Source organism: Caldococcus noboribetus, assembly GCF_055389385.1.
Map to the genome: position 1 here is coordinate 117,758 of NZ_AP042475.1, position 15,001 is coordinate 132,758.

Consider the following 15,001-nt stretch of genomic DNA (forward strand, 5'->3'; position numbering starts at 1 on the left):
GGTCAGACCCGCCCCAGCCAGGAACCCCCACGGCTGAAGGCTTCAGGTATACCGAGTTTTATTTAAAACTTTACATCCTCAAGCCCACCTAATCGGTGAGGGTCGTGCTCCTTAAAGTAACGGGCAGGGTCTACAGGATACCCGTGGCGGAGACTAACGGCAACATATACCTTTATGTCCAGCATGACGGCCTCGTTATAATAGACACCGGTATTCCAGGCAAGGAAGATGACGTGCTTGGCTCCATAAGGTCTCTGGGCTTCAGCCCCTCCCAGGTCAAGGCCATAGTTTTAACCCACTACCACCTGGATCACTCCGGCAGCGCCAACGCCCTTCGCTCGGCCACGGGAGCCAAAATATACATACATAAGGATGACGCCCCAATACTTGAGGGACTGGTGCCTCCCCAGCTCCCCAAGGAGGCCCCGAGGGAGGCCGCTGAGGCCTACCGCTGGTTTAAGCCCGTCAAGCCCGACGTCCTGCTCAATGACGGTGACTGCGTCTATGGGCTCAGGGTGATCCACTCCCCCGGGCACACGCCGGGCTCCATAGCACTCTATGACGGGGAGCACCTGTTCGCCGGCGACAACCTTAACTTCCGCGAGGGCAGGGTCCAGGGCCCACCGCCGCTGTTCACCGCTGACATGAACAGGGCCAGGGAGTCCGTGAGGAGGCTGCTGTCACTGGACTTCAAGGTCCTGCTGCCGGGGCACGGCGAGCCCTTAGTAGGGGACGCCTCTGCGAGGGCCAGGCAGGACCTGGAGGAGCTCCTGTGAGGAATTTTAAGGTTTGTCTCGGTTTACTATCTTTTCTGCTTTAGGTGAGCGCCTAACGCCCCACTTCAGGCAGAGCCTTTCCCACATCTTGGGGGCAAGGAGCGCGGTGCCTGCCAGGTTTTCTTATAGGGAGCGCAACACCTAACCTTGGCATCCGCTGGGAGGGCCCATGGAGGGAGGCGCCGGGAGGTCCTAAGGATAGGTAAGGTCTCAGGCATAGTCGGCGGCCTGGCGGTGATCAGGACTGACATGGACGTCAGGAAGTTCAGGCAAGGGGCTCCTGTGGTTAACTCCGAGCGTAGGCTAGTTGGGTCAGCCGCCGACATAATAGGAAACGTCAACTCGCCATACCTGCTGGTTAAGCTGAGCCCGGGCGCCTCGGTCAAGGAGGGAGACGAGCTCTTCCTCATATTCTCGCCCCCCAGGAGGAGGGGCCATCATAGGAGGAGGTGATCTAAGGTGGTTACCCCGGTCACGTGTCCCAGGTGCGGCTCCAAGCTTGTTGATGATAATGGTATCCTCGTGTGCCCTAACTGCGGCTACATATACAGCGACAACGAGCTCAGCGACGGCCCTGAGTGGAGGTCCCTCGGCAACGGCAGCGTGAAGGGCATCGAGAGGGCGTCGTACTCTAACGACGCACTGATGCACGACCTAGGCATAGGCAACTTGAGGATGAGCCCCGCGAGGTCAAGGTCTCCCCTGATGAGGGTCAGGAACCTGAGGCTGAGGATAGGCAGTTCCCACCCGCTTCTAAAGGGCGAGGCGCCCCTGGTCAACATGTTCTCCATAGCCAAGAGGGCAGCAAGCGCCTTTGAGCTTAGCGACAGCGCCAAGGAGGCTCTGGGGCAGGTGCTTCACGCCTACGCCGAGAGGGCCAAGAAGTCCATAGGCAGGGATGTGAACAAGGTGGTGGCCGCGGCCCTGGAGAAGGTAGTAGAGGTCTACAACCTAAGCATATCAAAGGGCGAGATCGAGAACTTCTTTGAGATAGACGACAACGACCTGTGGGACGGCCTCAAGAAGCTCAACGAGGTCGGCGCCCTTGACATGCTTAAGGTCGCGGTGGCCTCCGAGGGCCGCGACAGGGTGCTGGAGAGGTCCTTCACGTACATTAATAGGATAGCGTCGAGCTTGTCGCTGCCCCAGGCCGTGGTGCAGGACTCGCTGAACTTCATAAGGAAGTCCCTGAGCTCAGCCGGCAAGACGCCCTATGGCAAGAAGCCAGAGGCCCTGGCGGCGGCCGCCGTCTACCTTGTGGCAAGGCTCAATGGTTATGAAGTCAGCCAGAGCGACGTGGCCAAGGTGGTGGGCATAAAGGAGTCCACGGTGAGGAAGCTCTACAGGTTCCTGATGGATAACATGGTAGTTGTAGTCGACGTCTGAGCCTTTTTAGCTTTTGAGCTCTCCTTCCCTTAAGCGATCCCTGCTCCAGAGGAGCCAGGAGAGCTGGGGTTGCAGGAAGCCGTCCTTGCAGCGGGCGCAGCGGCCGCGGCCGGCGCTGCAGCTTACGTGGCGTACAGGAGGAGGCTGCTCCCAAGGCTCCTCACCTACCTGAGGCTGAAGGTGAACCCTGACAGCATAGTTGACATAGCCTCCTCGGCCGAGTCCCTCGGCATAAGCAGGCAGCAGGTCTCAGCAATAGTTAGGTCCCTGAAGTCATGCCCCAAGGGCTCGGAGAGGCTGGCCGAGTCGCTTATCTCCCTCGGGCTCTATGAGGACGTCATATACATGGCATCAAGGGGCTGCTCCGTGCCCTCAACGGCCCTGCGCAGGGCAAGGGCCTACTCGCTTGGCCTGGCGCTCTCCAAGTGGGAGGCTGAGGCCTCAAGGCTGCTTCAGGAGCAGCCCAGGCTCTCCGGCGCCTCAAAGGTCATGGTTGCGGTGTGCGAGGGCAGTTACAGGGAAGTCATGGTAGACGGCGTGGTCGCCGAGGTGCCGCCGCCCGGGAGCTCGTGGAGGTCCCCGCCGCCAGAGGAGGTCATGAACTCCATAGCTGGGCTCTCGGGGGCAAAGCTCATCATAAGCTGGGGCGACTGCGGCCTCAGGGGCGCTGTAAACGCGAAGAGGCTCGTCAGGCTTGCCTACCCTGACGTGAGGCCCTCGCTGGCCTCAATAGCCTACAACCTTGGGGTTAACCCCATGCTTCCTCCCTCAGCCGTGGTCCTTGCAGCTGTCGAGAGCTCCGTCGACGTGCTTAACAGGGTTGGAGTTGACTGGGGCAGGGTGCCCGAGGACGTGAGGGAAGCCTCTGAAATAGTCAAGTACAGGGACCTGGTGAGCTCCGTCGTGGGACAGCGCGGCGTCAAGGAGCAGCGCTCCGTGGTTGTAACCGACAGGCCAAGGGCTTACATGCCGCTGTGGAGGCCTTTCTCTGTCAACCCCGCGCGGGCCCCTCAGGACGACTACATGGCAGCCGTCGTAATCAAGGCGCTGGCCTCGAGGGGAGGCGACCCCCTGAGGGCCATCCGCCTCCTAAGCCTTGAGGGCGAAGAGGGCAGGGCAATGGCTAAAGCCATAACGGCCTCCCTGGTCCAGACGGCCGCGGGCCCAAGGCCTGGCAGCCAGGTTGAGCCGTGGGACCTGGCGTGCCTCGGAGACATAGAAGCGCTGCTTGACTGCGCCCGCGCCTCCGGCGACTGCCTCTCCTTGAGGCCCCCGGCTGACGAGGAGGAGCTCCTTAGGAAGCTCAGGGTGAGGTGCCCCGGCGCAAGAACATAAGGTTCACGGCCAACACGTACGTACCTCAGAGGCTCGCCGAGGCCCTCGGCCTGGAGGCCCCTAGCAGGGGCAGGGTGAAGGCCTACGGCGAGCCCATTGCGGGCGGCCTTAGGGGGGCCTCGGAGGCCATATCATCTGCAGTAGCCATGGCCTCAGGGGCCTCAAGGCCATTAATAATAGTCCCAACAAGGACCCTGGCCAGGGCAGCGGCCAGCGCCCATGGGGGCACGTTCATAACAGCTGACACCATAGACCTCTGGTTCTCCAGGGGAGGCCTGGGCTTCATATCATGGGATGACTATCTGGCTATGCCTGAGGCCGGGGGAGTGGCTGACCGCTCCATTGTAGTGTTCCCTGAAAGGATAATCCAGGCTGAGCCTGAGGACACAGCCTACGGGGTCCACGACAAGCTTGTTGACATGGTTATAGAGCTCGTGGCCAAGAACGGGGGCCTAGCAGTAAGCAGGGCCCTCCAGGCCGAGGCCGAGAGGAGGGATGACATAGAGCTGGTGGCCCCTGCTAGGCCTGAGGCGGGCCTGGAGATCAGCGACGCCGATATTATGGATGAGACGGAGAGCGCCTTCAAGAGGCTGTGGGGCGCGAACCTGAGCCTGAGGCCATACCAAAGGCTTGCCGTGAGGGTGCTGGCCCAGATGGCCTCCTCGGGCAGGGCCTCGGCGCTCATGGTCATACTGCCAACCGGGGCTGGGAAGAGCGCCATATTCCAGGCCACTGCGAAGGCCTTCGAGGACCTGGGGCTGGGGTCGACAGCCATAGTGATAAGTCCCCTGAGGGCGCTCATGCATGACCAGGTTAAGAACGCCAGGTCTAGAGGGCTCAGGGCCGCCTACATAGACTCCAGCGTGCCGCCGTCAAGGAAGAGAGAGATAATAGCGGCGGCGAGGGAGGGGCTCCTGGACCTCGTCTACGTGACGCCAGAGGGCTTCAGCTCGGGGCCAGCCTCGGAGCTGGTCTCAACCTCTGGCGAGGCGAGCCTCGTGGTCCTTGACGAGGCCCACGCCCTCTCGCGGTGGGGGCTCAGCTTCAGGCCTAGCTACCTTTACGTCGCCAGGCAGCTCAAGGAGAGGGCCTCGGCCGGGTGGCCCCCGATAGTAGCCCTCACGGCATCAGCGCCCTCCGACGTGGTCAGGGACGTCCTGGGCGAGCTCGGCTACCAGGACTACGAGGAGCGCCGGATATCCCTGGGCCCCGAGACCGCCGAGGTCAGCTACTCAGGCAGGCCTATGGTCCTGAGGGCCCCCTCGGTGAGGCCTGAGATATCAATTGACGTGGTGCCCGCCAGGGACGGCCCCGACAGGCTTGAGGACATAGCAACTCACGCGGAGGAGCTGACCAGGTGGGCGGACTCCCTTGGAGAGCCCTGGATTGGGATAGTGTTCGTCCCCTTCGTCCAGAGCGACTCAAGACCCTGGCTTAACGCCGAGGAGGTGGCCAAGTTCCTGAGCAAGAGGCTCAATGAGGACGTAGCAGTGTACCACGGCCAGCTGAGCGACTCCGAGAGGAGGCGCGTTGAGGAGGAGATCGTGAGGTCCTCCCGCACGGGCAGGGGGCCAAGGATAGTGGTGGCCACCAAGGCGTTCGGCATGGGCGTTGACATACCCAACATAAGGTGGACCCTTCACGCCGCGCCAAGCAGCAGCGTCGAGGACCTTTACCAGGAGATAGGCAGGGCTGGGAGGGACGGGAAGCCGGCTAGGGCCATCATACTCTACAACCCCTCCGACGCGAGCGTGCAGTCAGCCATGGCCAAGGGGGAGGCCATAAGGCCCCTCAGCGTGTACAGGACCCTGCAGCTGATAGCTGACGCCATGCAGTACGTCAAGTACAGGGACGGGGTCATCCCAATTCCCATCAAGGGTAGGGAGGGCGAGTGGGGGCTCGTAAAGTACCTTGACGTGCTGAGGGTGGCGGGCCTCGTGGACTACGAGGTCGTCAGGGGGCCCCTGGTGGCCTACGACCTGCCGAGGGAGAAGGTTGAGGAGGAGGCGGGGTGGTGCATACCAATGAGCGACGGCACCTGCATATCAAGGGCCGTGAAGGGACTTGAGGGCCGCAGGGTCTACTTTAACATATGCGACAACGACGCCTCCATAGGGCTGAGGGCGCAGGAGGGGTGCAGGTCAGTAAGTTATGACGGCCTCGTGGCCCTGGTCTCCGTGGCCTCTGGCTGGAGAAGGCCAAGGAAGTACCTTGACCCTGAGCTTTACGCCATATCGCTCTGGCTCTCCTTAAGGGAGAGCAGGAAGGCCAAGGAGCTCTCCGACCTGCTTGAGGCGGCCGTAGCGGCCAGGGCAAGGGGAGGGCAGCAGCTGGCGGACTCCCAGATGAAGAGCGCCATAGATGAGCTCCTCGTCAGGGGCGTCAGGCCCCCTCTGGGGGGCGTAAGGATGGGCAAGGTAGTCAGGTGCGACACTGTGGATGAGTGCGTTGACCGCGCCGTAAAGGACGCCATAGAGGTCGAGGAGCTCGTCGGCGAGGGCTCCGTGGTAATAGGCGCCTCCCCCACCGCCGCTCCTCTGGTCTCCGCAAAGTACCTCAAGCTCACGGGCAGGTCACCCTCCGTGTCGCCAAGTTATTACAGGAGGTTGGCGTCCCTGGCCAGGAAGGGCGAGCTTGAGAAGGCCATGAACATGGGCTACGTCGTGGTGGTGGCCAAGGACAGCGAGAGGGTTAACGACGTCATTAAGCTAGTCCACGGCTACCCATATGCCAGCTTCTACCTCTACGCCAGGTCAAAGGCTTAGATTTTAGCCCCTGGGTTCCTTAACCTACGGGGGCTTTGCTTGCGGGCCCTCAACTACCTAGGCCTCGTGGCCGCCGTGGCCGCGTGGGCTATCATAATTGCTTGCGTTTCCATCAACCCATGGTTCGTGTTCACTAAGAATGCCTTCAGCGACCTGGGAGGCCCCAGGGCAGCTGACCCGTGGCTCTACAACTATGGGCTCATAGCGGTCGGCGCCCTGATAGTAGCCTTCGCCTCACACGCTGTCAACGTCAGCGGCGGGAAGCTCGAGGTCGTGGGCGCCTCATTTATGATAATTGCCGGCCTGTTCCTTGCCCTGATAGGCGTGTTCCACGAGGGCACCTACCCTCACGTGTTCGTCTCGCAGTGGTTCTTTGCGCAGATGGACATGACCTCCATAGTGTGGGGCACGGGCTCCCTGGTCGCGGGCAGGGCCAGGAGGGGGGCCGCGGAGGTGGCCATTGGGGTCATCGGGCCTGTGGGGGCTGTGGCCTTCAAGTGGCCCTCGGCGGCCACCCTCGAGGCATATGGCATAGTGCTCATAGACCTCTTCGTGGCGCTTATGACCCTTGACCTGCAGGACATGGAGCTAGCTAAAAGCTGAAAATCACTCAGAAATGAAGCCTGTCGACGCCAGGTACCTCTCAGTTATGTCAACTATGTCCCTGGCAGTTATTATACCTACGAGCCTCCCCTCCTTGTCAACCACCGGTAGGTGCCTTATCTTGTGAGTGGAGAGCAGCTCGACAGCCTTAGTCACTGGCTCGTCGTCCCTCACGGTCACTGGGTCCTTGGTCATTATGTCGCCGAGCCTCGAGTCGTAGCTGACCCTGTCAGCTACCACCCTGCTCAGGTCCCTCTCGGTGAAGATGCCTATAACCTTCCCCTCTGGCGACACAACAACTACGCTGCCGGTACCGTTGGTATACATGAGCCTCGCGGCCTCCGCAAGCGTAGTATCTGGTGTCGCGGACACTACGCTCTTCCTCGCGACATCACCTACCTTTGAGGTCCAGACGCTCAAGGATCTCACCTTAGTTAGTGTTTATACAGTGGGGATTTTAAGCGCTCAGCTTAGCACATATGATACGTTACCTCCTACATATCCTCATGAGCTCCTCCTCGGCCCTCCTGAACTGCCTGTGGGGCGCCCTGTCCATGTTCCACGACCTGTCAGAGTACTTGTAAGCGTAGAGAACCTCGGCCATCTCAAGCTCCTCCGACGTGGGCATATCATACCTGACGCCGTCATAGCCAAGAATCTTTGCAAACGAGCTGGCGAGGGCCTCAGCGACCTCGTTAACGGTGGTCCCAGGCCTCAGGGTGGCCAGGTTCGTGACCCTGTACTTGACGCTTGAGACCCCTTTATCTATGAGCTTCTTGAGGGACACCTTGAGCACCGAGGCCAGGGAGCTCAGATCGGCGTTCACCAGCATCAGCGCCGTGGAAGAATATGGAGCCCCAGGACACAGTGGCCGCCGTGCCGCTCACCTTCCTGTTGTCAACAATTATGTCGTTGACGTTCTGCACCGAGGCGTCGAGGCCCAGGGACCTGAGCGCCTCCACGGGGGCCCTTATGAGCTCCGTGAATATGAAGTCCACCGGGTTTCCAACGTTCCTCTCGCTCAGGGATAGCGACAGCGCGTAGTTTATGTTGCCTAGGTCATGGTACGCGGCCCCTCCACCGGTGAACCTCCTGACCACCTTTATGCCCCGCCTTTCGGCCTCGTCCAGGTTCACCTCCTCCTCGGCCCTCTGGAAGTAGCCTATTACGACAGCCCTGCGGTTCCTCCAAAGCCTCAGGGTGTCAGGGGAGATGCCACAGCCCCTCGCCCTTGGCAGGGCCTCCTCGAAGGCCAAGTTCATGTAGGGGTCGTCAGGGGTCTCGTAGAGCAGCACCCTAAGCTGCATCCCCCTCACCCGAGCACATTATGGCGTCAACGAAGTCCTCCTCGGAGCAGCCCACCAGGCTTGAGCTCCGGAGCACCCTCCTGACGGTATCTAGGACCTCGTCCCGGTCAAACCTTACGTTAACGAGGCTCTCCTCTAGCTCGAAGACCTTGTCCTCCGGGATAACCATGAAGTCACCGGTTATGCTGACCCTAGCTATTACCCCTCCGACCACTTCGGAGGAGACCCTTATGAGGCCCTTCTTAGCCTTAACCTCGCACGTGCCCACTAAGGACCCCGCGCCCTCGGGCGTGTGGGGAAAAGAAAAAGCGTTAGCCTCAGGCCCTTATGGCCTTCACTAGCTCCTCCTTCAGGCCCATCCTCTTGGGGGTGAAGATCCTCGGGTCCATGAGCTCCGGCTCCTTCCTTATTATGGGCTTGAACTCCATCTTTGCCAGCACGTCCCTCTCCAGGTCGACGCCGGGGGCCACCTCTATGAGCTCCAGCCCCTCGGGCGTCAGCCTGAACACGGCCCTCTCGGTTATGTAAAGCACGTTCTTCCTGTTCTCTATCATGACCTTTGATGAGCACCCTACCTTGTCCACCCTGTTGACGAACTTCACTATGTTCCCGTCGGAGATTATCTTCAGCTTCCCGTTGGCCACCTCGTACTTTGCCCCCTTGCCTGCAGTGAAGAGGCCCGCATAGTAAATGTCAGGCGCCCCTGAAGCTATAGCTGGGAACCCTCCCGGCCCCGGTATCTTTGACTCTGTGAAGAACGAGTTGACGTTGCCGTACCTGTCTATCTGCATGAAGCCCAGGGAGGCTGCGTCTATGACCCCTCCCTCGTACATGGTGAACTGGTCAGGCACGGAGAGCACGGCGAAGGCCCCTATGGAGACCCCAAAGTCAGGGCCGTAGAGCGGCTTCCCTCCCCAGGTGCCTGACTCCACCGTGAGCACTATCAGGTCCTGTATGTCCTCCTCCATGGCGACCTCTCCAACCATTGCAGGTATGCCGACGCCGAGGTTTACCACCACAGGCCTTCCGTACTTCTCAACGAGCTTCGCGAGCTCGAGGGCCACCCTCCTTGCCACTACCTTCCTCTCGTCCAGGCTGCTCTCCGCCTGAACGGCCATTAGGTCAGTGGGGGGTATCACCCTCCCAGCAACTATGGGGTCATAGTCGAAGCTGTGGGACTGCCTGTGGTACTCCCTGGGCGCGACCACCACGTAGTCCACCAGCGGGCCTGGGACCACGACGCTCTTGGGGTTTATGGAGCCGAACCTGGCCACCCTGAGAACCTGGGCTATCACAGTGCCCTTCTCCGGCATGGCCTTAGTAGCCTGCGCTATGTTCAGCACCGTGCCGTAGGCCACCTCGTCCTCCAGGGACAGGTTCCCTATCTCGTCGGCCGTGCTCCCCCTTATGAGGGCGAACTTCGGCTTCGGGGCAGTGTAGAGCAGGTACTCCTTGCCGTCTATGTTAAGCAGCTGTACCTTGACAGTCCTCCTCTCCTTGGCCGTCTCGTTGAGGGCCGTGCCGTCATACCTTGGGTCAGCGGTGGTGTTGAGCCCCACCCTGGTCAGGACGCCGGGCCTTCCGCTGCCGACCTCCCTGAACCAGTAGGCCAGGATCCCAATGCTCCAGGCGTAGGCCTCGAACCACTCCTCCTTTATCATCTTCTGGAGGGTCTCGCTCCAGCCGTAGAAGGCCACCAGCATGCCCCTTATGAAGTCCCTGTCCCCCCTCTTGTACATCATCTGGGCTATGCTGTCAAGCCCCCTGCCGGGGGTCCCAGGGAACGTGTCGCTTATTATGAAGAGGTTCCTGGGGTGGCCCGTCTTTATGTACAGCCTATAGAGCCTCTCTATGAGGTAGTCCGGCGACGTTATCTCGTTGAAGCCGGAGATTGCAACGACGTCGCCGTCCTTTATCTGCGACAGGACGAAGTCTGGGTCATTAACTATTTTCTTCCTGGCTATTAGGCTCACAACGTCATCACTCATGTTAAGTTACCTCCAAATCTGTGCTTCAATTACTTTAGAAGTATGTAGGGGCTTTAATATTTACTGCGAGAGCTAAAGCTGGGAGCGCGGTTGTCGCTGAAGGCGGTCGGGTCAGACGTTGACGGCACGCTCACTGTGAGGAGGGGTGACCTGAGGGTAAGCGTGCACGCCATCAGGGGGATAAGGCTCCTGGAGTCCCGCGGAGTTAAGGTGATCCTGGTCTCGGGCAACAGCCTTCCGGTGACCGCCGGCCTCAGCGTGTACCTGGGCTCCAGTGGCCCTGTCGTGGCGGAGAACGGCTGCGTCATAATGTACAGGGGGCAGATACACCACGTGTGCTCCGGCAGGCCCCCTGAGGGGCTGCTCAGGAAGCTCCAGGAGCTGGGCCTCAGGCCCAGCTGGCAGAACGAGTTCAGGTACCACGACATGGCCTTTTTCATGCCCAAGGGGGTGAGCGAGGGCTCAAAGGCTGAGCTTCTCAGGACTATCTCAGAGGCCGCCGAGGCCTACGGCCTCAGGGTCCTCTGGAGCGGCTACGCCGTCCATATAAACCCCGGCAACGGCAAGGGCGAGGGGCTCCTTAGGGCCCTTGAGCTCATAGGGGTCAAGGCCTCCGAGGCGGCCGCCATAGGGGACGGCGAGAACGACCTTGACATGCTCTCTGTAGTGCCTATAAGCGGCTGCCCGGGCGACGCGGCCCCAGCTGTTAAGGCAAAGGTGAAGTTCGTAGCCAAGGGCAGGGGAGGCGCCGGCTTCCTGGAGTTCGCCAGGTGGCTCCTTGGCGTTAAAGGAGGCTGAAACGACGAAGCGTCAGGCGAGGTTCCCTCTCCTCACAGCCTCAGCGGCTCAGCACTCGGCAAATTCCTCATTCACATAGGCTGTGGGAGGCCAGGCAAATAAGGCTGCCGCTAGTCAATGACTATCTCGTCACCGTTCTGGGGCACCAGGACCTCCACGTCCCCCAGCTCGTCCTTAATCTTAGACGCAAGCCTCAGCTGGCCCTGGGCCTCGCCGTGGACCAGGATTACCTTCCTGACTCCTGCCAGGGACTTAAGGGTCTGTACCACGCCCCTCCAGTCAGTGTGGCTCGAGAAGTCGAATATCTGAAGCCTTGCCTTCACCGGCAGCTTCCTCTCGCCGTCAAAGAACACGCCCTCCTCAAGGGCCTGCCTGCCCGGTGTGCCCGGGGCCTGGTAGCTGACCAGGAACACAGCATCCTTCTCGTTCTGCACCATCCTTGCGTAGTAGTACAGGCTCGGGCCGCCCTTAAGCATGCCAGCGCTTGATATTATGACCCCAGGCCTCTTGAGGGCCTTCTTCCTGTCCCCCCAGCCCTTGACCACGTTCTGGTCCTCAAGGGCCTTGGCAAGGAGCCTCGGGTCCTTGATGAAGCTGCTGTGCGCCAGGTAGAGGTCCGTGACTGACCTTATCATGCCGTCTATCCAGACTGGCCAGCCGAAGCCCCTCTCCTCGAGGAGGCACATTATCTCTTGCCCCCTGGCGACGCTGAAGGCAGGAACGAGTACGGTGCCTCCCCTCTTGACCACGTCCTCCACGGACTCATAGAACTCCTTCTCCGTGTTGCTCCTCTCAGGGTGCGTCACTGTGGAGTAGGTGGACTCTATTATCACCGCGTCGGCCTTTACCCCCGTCAGCTTGTGAGGGTTCATCAGCTTCGTCTCTATGGTATTCATGTCACTCGTGTACAGCACCTTCCTGCCGTTAACGTCAACTAGTACTGAGGCGGAGCCAGGTATGTGGCCGCTTGACATGAGCGTGAGCGTGAAGTCGCCGAGCTCGATAGACCTCTCGTAGTCCACGCTCTCGGCCACGCCAAGCATGTCATCAACGGTGCTGTTGTCGAAGATCAGGTTGGGCCCGTTGAGCTTTATCATGTCGTAGAGAAGCAGCCTAGTCACGTCAAGGGTCAAGGGGGTTGCCAGGAGCCTTGGCTTCACTGATATGAAGAGCGCCGGCGCTGCGCCCACGTGGTCCAGGTGGCTGTGAGTCAGCACAAGCGCCTCCACGTCCTTAGGCCTCACGTGAAGCGGGTATATTGGCTGCTCGTTTTCGTCAAAGTTTACGCCGTAGTCTAGGAGAACCATGCGCCCTCTGTACTCTACACCTATGGCTGCCCTTCCGACCTCCCTTCCACTGCCCAGGATCCTTATCTTGGGCGTCTCGTCGCTGCTACCCATCTTTCATCTGACCTGTCTCCAGCACAGCTTCCGCCTGCCCTCGTGTAGCAGAAGGCTATATTAAGCGATACTTACCATGAAGTTGAGGGAGAGGCCGTTGATGGGGGTCAACCCAAGGGAGCTCAAGAGGATGCTCAAGAGGATGGGCATCGAGGCTGAGGAGCTGGAGGCCACCAGGGTCACTATAGAGACTAAGGACAAGCAGTTGGTCGTCGAGGAGCCGCAGGTAATAATAGTTAGAGGGAGGAACCAGCCCACCATGATATACATAGTGGGCGAGCCCAGGGAGGTCAAGCCCCAGCAGCCCGCCCAGCCCCAGATTAGCGACGAGGACGTGAAGCTTGTGGCCGAGCAGGCTGGGGTCGACCTAGAGACTGCAAGGAATGCACTAATAGCTGCAAACGGAGACATAGCTGAGGCCATACTTAAGCTCAAGGGATCGTGAAGCCCCTGCCGCCCGTCCGCCTCCTCAGCCTCTGGACGAGCTCCTCAACGCTGTTGAGCGTGCTGAGGACAAGGGGTATCCTGTCGAGCCTTGCAAGCTCTATCGACAGGTAGTCCACGTGCTCCCTGGGGCCGTGGATAACTATTATGCTCGGCTTCACCAGGGAAACCCTGACCGCGACCATAGGGCTCCTGCCGGCCGTGACCTTAGTGAACACTATGACCCTCTCAGGCACTGAGCCCAGCATAGTGTAGAACTGCATGCTGGTGAGCTCCGTTATTGCCTTAATGCTGTCTATCACCGTGTAGCCGTAGGCCACCAGCCCCCTGGGGTAGTCAGGGTAAAGCAGTATGCCGTCAACGGTTATTATTATGTCCTCAAGCGTCATGGGCTCACTGAACTCCTGCATGTCTATTATGCCCGTGGTCGGTATGCCTAGCGCCTTGACCAGGTTCTCGGCCCTCTTGGTGCCCTTCTCGGCGTCAACCTTAAGGAGGGCCGTGACGAACCTCCTTATGAACCCTGCCCCGGGGCTCCTCCTGCCCTTCTCGTAGTCGCTGAGCACGCTGGAGGAGACCCCCATGTACTTGGCTACCTCCTGCTGGCTCAGCTTGAAGTACTCCCTCCACTTCCTCAGGGCTGCGCCGGGGGAGTCGCTGAGAACTATGTCACCAGCTATCCTGACGGCGACTGCCTTGTAGGCGAACTCCTCGAGCTCCCCCAAGGGAGTCCCCGCAGGAAGTACGATGTACAACTATTAAGCGGATTTAGATTAATAGATTATCTAGTACTCGTTTGAATATATAATTACTGATTTTAGAACATAGCTATCAGTTCATAATTACATTGAAACATTACAGCCGAGGTGAAAGTCTTTTTAATTACCCTGCCTAACCCTTGCCTTAGGGCACAGGGAATGCTTCACGTGCCAATAGACGTCTTCTTTGCCCTGGTAGTGATAGTAAGCATAATATCAGGCTTCCTCGGCGCCCTGGTGGGCCTTGGCGGTGGGACCTTCCTGGTCCCCCTTTACACCCTGTTCCTTGGAATCCCTATAGCCTACGCCACGGGGGCAAGCCTAATATCAACAATAGCGACCTCCAGCGGCTCAGCCAGCGCCTACGTTAAGGACAGGATAACTAACGTTAGGATAGGCATGGGACTGGAGATAGCGACCACCACGGGCTCCATAGTGGGCTCCCTGACAGCTGCCTTCGTCTACGCCCACCACCTCGAGTACATAATTTATATAGTGTTCGGCGCCGTCCTCCTGAGCCAGATATACTTCCAGATGGAGAGGTCCAAGTTTGAGCTGCCAAAGCCCATGAAGCCAGACTGGACGACAAGGGTCTTCCAGCTGCACGGCGAGTACTACGACGAGGCCCTGAAGCAGGAGGTCAAGTACTACGGGGTCCGCTGGTGGCTTGGGGAGACGATAATGTTCTTCGCCGGCTTCATATCAGGCCTCCTGGGCATAGGGAGCGGGGCCCTCAAGGTGCTCGGCATGGACTGGGCCATGAACCTGCCCATGAAGGTGAGCACCACGACCAGCAACTTCATGATTGGCGTCACGGCGGCCACGGGAAGCGCCATATACTGGGCCTTCGGCCTCATACAGCCCATACTGGCGGGCTTCACGGCCCTCGGCGTCCTGCTGGGCTCGATGACCGCCTCCAAGATACTGCCCAAGATAACCAACAGGTCCATAAGGTACATATTCACTGCCATACTGGCTTTCCTGGGAGTTGAGATGATACTGAGGGGCGTTGGCGTGATACACTGAGGAGGTGGTGACGGTGCCCAGGAACATAAGCTTTGAGGACATAATTGGGTGGACCCTTAGGATAGGGGTTCTAATATCAGCAGCCTTCATAATATTCGGCATAGGCCTAATCTACATCCACAGGGGGGCAGGCACCTATACGTTCAGGGACCTAGTCATAGCTAACTCCCCAGTTAACACTTCAATACTGCCCGTCAGCTACATAAACTCTAAGACTGTCATGGGCCTAAACGGGCTCGCCTACGTGCTCATAGGCCTCATAATCCTCATGGCCACGCCTGTAGTGAGAGTTGCCATAGGCATAGCGCAGTTCGCACATGAAAGGAACTGGCTCTACACTTTCATCACTGCCGTGGTGTTCATGAACCTGATGTTAGCAATATTCGTCATACCGGCCCTGGTCGTGAAGTAGCCC

The 15,001-nt window shown here is 59.5% G+C and carries 17 protein-coding genes; 10 read left to right on the forward strand and 7 right to left on the reverse strand.

Annotation, left to right across the window (positions count from 1 at the left end):
- Window positions 1–95 precede the first annotated feature (95 nt).
- The 6 genes from ACZ5GQ_RS00615 to ACZ5GQ_RS00640 all read left to right on the forward strand — a co-directional run bounded on the left by ACZ5GQ_RS00615 (window position 96) and on the right by ACZ5GQ_RS00640 (window position 6,865).
- The gene (locus tag ACZ5GQ_RS00615; RefSeq protein WP_498856739.1) at window positions 96–776 is read left to right on the forward strand and encodes an MBL fold metallo-hydrolase; all 681 of its coding nucleotides are present in this window, start codon (window positions 96–98) and stop codon (window positions 774–776) included.
- 147 nt (window positions 777–923) lie between these two features.
- On the forward strand, window positions 924–1,229 hold the full coding sequence (locus ACZ5GQ_RS00620) for an H/ACA ribonucleoprotein complex subunit GAR1 (protein ID WP_498856740.1): 306 nt from the start codon (window positions 924–926) through the stop codon (window positions 1,227–1,229).
- Window positions 1,230–1,235: 6 nt separating this feature from the next.
- On the forward strand, window positions 1,236–2,162 hold the full coding sequence (locus ACZ5GQ_RS00625) for a transcription initiation factor IIB family protein (RefSeq protein ID WP_498856741.1): 927 nt from the start codon (window positions 1,236–1,238) through the stop codon (window positions 2,160–2,162).
- Window positions 2,163–2,231: 69 nt separating this feature from the next.
- Window positions 2,232–3,497, forward strand: coding sequence for a hypothetical protein (locus tag ACZ5GQ_RS00630; RefSeq protein WP_498856742.1), 1,266 nt, complete (start codon window positions 2,232–2,234; stop codon window positions 3,495–3,497).
- Window positions 3,476–6,262, forward strand: coding sequence for a RecQ family ATP-dependent DNA helicase (locus ACZ5GQ_RS00635; protein WP_498856743.1), 2,787 nt, complete (start codon window positions 3,476–3,478; stop codon window positions 6,260–6,262). The genes ACZ5GQ_RS00630 and ACZ5GQ_RS00635 overlap by 22 nt, the downstream gene beginning before the upstream one ends.
- Before the next feature lie 39 nt (window positions 6,263–6,301).
- A complete protein-coding gene (locus tag ACZ5GQ_RS00640; RefSeq protein WP_498856744.1) occupies window positions 6,302–6,865 on the forward strand; it encodes a DUF998 domain-containing protein in 564 nt (187 codons plus the stop codon).
- A gap of 3 nt (window positions 6,866–6,868) precedes the next feature.
- Here the strand turns inward: ACZ5GQ_RS00640 and ACZ5GQ_RS00645 are convergent, their stop codons facing one another.
- From ACZ5GQ_RS00645 to ACZ5GQ_RS00665, 5 genes are read right to left on the reverse strand one after another with little or no spacing between them, the layout of a single operon-like run.
- Window positions 6,869–7,294 carry a CBS domain-containing protein gene (locus tag ACZ5GQ_RS00645; protein WP_498856745.1) on the reverse strand — a complete coding sequence of 142 codons (426 nt, stop codon included), beginning with the start codon at window positions 7,292–7,294 and terminating at the stop codon, window positions 6,869–6,871.
- A 58-nt stretch (window positions 7,295–7,352) separates the two neighbouring features.
- Window positions 7,353–7,652, reverse strand: a complete 300-nt coding sequence (locus ACZ5GQ_RS00650) for a hypothetical protein (protein WP_498856746.1) — start codon at window positions 7,650–7,652, stop codon at window positions 7,353–7,355.
- Window positions 7,627–8,172 (reverse strand): lipoate--protein ligase family protein, encoded by a 546-nt coding sequence (locus tag ACZ5GQ_RS00655; RefSeq protein ID WP_498856747.1) that lies wholly within the window; start codon window positions 8,170–8,172, stop codon window positions 7,627–7,629. Before ACZ5GQ_RS00655 ends, ACZ5GQ_RS00650 begins: the two co-directional genes overlap by 26 nt.
- Window positions 8,162–8,440, reverse strand: a complete 279-nt coding sequence (locus ACZ5GQ_RS00660; RefSeq protein ID WP_498856748.1) for a lipoate protein ligase C-terminal domain-containing protein — start codon at window positions 8,438–8,440, stop codon at window positions 8,162–8,164. Before ACZ5GQ_RS00660 ends, ACZ5GQ_RS00655 begins: the two co-directional genes overlap by 11 nt.
- 49 nt (window positions 8,441–8,489) lie before the next feature.
- Entirely contained in the window at window positions 8,490–10,160 is a 1,671-nt protein-coding gene (locus ACZ5GQ_RS00665; protein WP_498856749.1) for an acyl CoA:acetate/3-ketoacid CoA transferase, read from the reverse strand.
- A 90-nt stretch (window positions 10,161–10,250) separates the two neighbouring features.
- Between ACZ5GQ_RS00665 and ACZ5GQ_RS00670 the strand changes: the two genes are divergently transcribed.
- The gene (locus ACZ5GQ_RS00670; RefSeq protein WP_498856750.1) at window positions 10,251–10,958 is read left to right on the forward strand and encodes an HAD family hydrolase; all 708 of its coding nucleotides are present in this window, start codon (window positions 10,251–10,253) and stop codon (window positions 10,956–10,958) included.
- Window positions 10,959–11,068: 110 nt separating this feature from the next.
- On the opposite strand, the gene ACZ5GQ_RS00675 is transcribed toward ACZ5GQ_RS00670, so the two are convergent.
- Complete coding sequence (locus tag ACZ5GQ_RS00675) at window positions 11,069–12,358, reverse strand: MBL fold metallo-hydrolase (RefSeq protein WP_498856751.1); 1,290 nt, start codon at window positions 12,356–12,358, stop codon at window positions 11,069–11,071.
- A gap of 76 nt (window positions 12,359–12,434) precedes the next feature.
- Here ACZ5GQ_RS00675 and ACZ5GQ_RS00680 point away from each other — a divergent pair, with 76 nt between their 5' ends.
- Window positions 12,435–12,803, forward strand: coding sequence for a nascent polypeptide-associated complex protein (locus ACZ5GQ_RS00680; RefSeq protein WP_498856752.1), 369 nt, complete (start codon window positions 12,435–12,437; stop codon window positions 12,801–12,803).
- Here the strand turns inward: ACZ5GQ_RS00680 and ACZ5GQ_RS00685 are convergent.
- Window positions 12,790–13,527, reverse strand: a complete 738-nt coding sequence (locus ACZ5GQ_RS00685; protein WP_498856753.1) for a helix-turn-helix domain-containing protein — start codon at window positions 13,525–13,527, stop codon at window positions 12,790–12,792. The two genes, ACZ5GQ_RS00680 and ACZ5GQ_RS00685, sit on opposite strands and share 14 nt — an antisense overlap.
- A 192-nt stretch (window positions 13,528–13,719) precedes the next feature.
- Here ACZ5GQ_RS00685 and ACZ5GQ_RS00690 point away from each other — a divergent pair, with 192 nt between their 5' ends.
- Both ACZ5GQ_RS00690 and ACZ5GQ_RS00695 read left to right on the forward strand, forming a co-directional pair.
- Window positions 13,720–14,586, forward strand: coding sequence for a sulfite exporter TauE/SafE family protein (locus ACZ5GQ_RS00690; RefSeq protein ID WP_498856754.1), 867 nt, complete (start codon window positions 13,720–13,722; stop codon window positions 14,584–14,586).
- Window positions 14,587–14,599: 13 nt separating this feature from the next.
- Window positions 14,600–14,998 (forward strand): DUF1634 domain-containing protein, encoded by a 399-nt coding sequence (locus tag ACZ5GQ_RS00695; RefSeq protein ID WP_498856755.1) that lies wholly within the window; start codon window positions 14,600–14,602, stop codon window positions 14,996–14,998.
- The last annotated feature ends 3 nt before the right edge of the window (window positions 14,999–15,001 follow it).

Coding starts and splice junctions, on each gene's coding strand:
- ACZ5GQ_RS00690 (WP_498856754.1), top strand. CDS start 13,720: ATGCTTCACGTGCCAATAGACGTCTTCTTTGCCCTGGTAGTGATAGTA.
- ACZ5GQ_RS00655 (WP_498856747.1), bottom strand. CDS start 8,172: ATGCAGCTTAGGGTGCTGCTCTACGAGACCCCTGACGACCCCTACATG.
- ACZ5GQ_RS00680 (WP_498856752.1), top strand. CDS start 12,435: ATGAAGTTGAGGGAGAGGCCGTTGATGGGGGTCAACCCAAGGGAGCTC.
- ACZ5GQ_RS00665 (WP_498856749.1), bottom strand. CDS start 10,160: ATGAGTGATGACGTTGTGAGCCTAATAGCCAGGAAGAAAATAGTTAAT.
- ACZ5GQ_RS00675 (WP_498856751.1), bottom strand. CDS start 12,358: ATGGGTAGCAGCGACGAGACGCCCAAGATAAGGATCCTGGGCAGTGGA.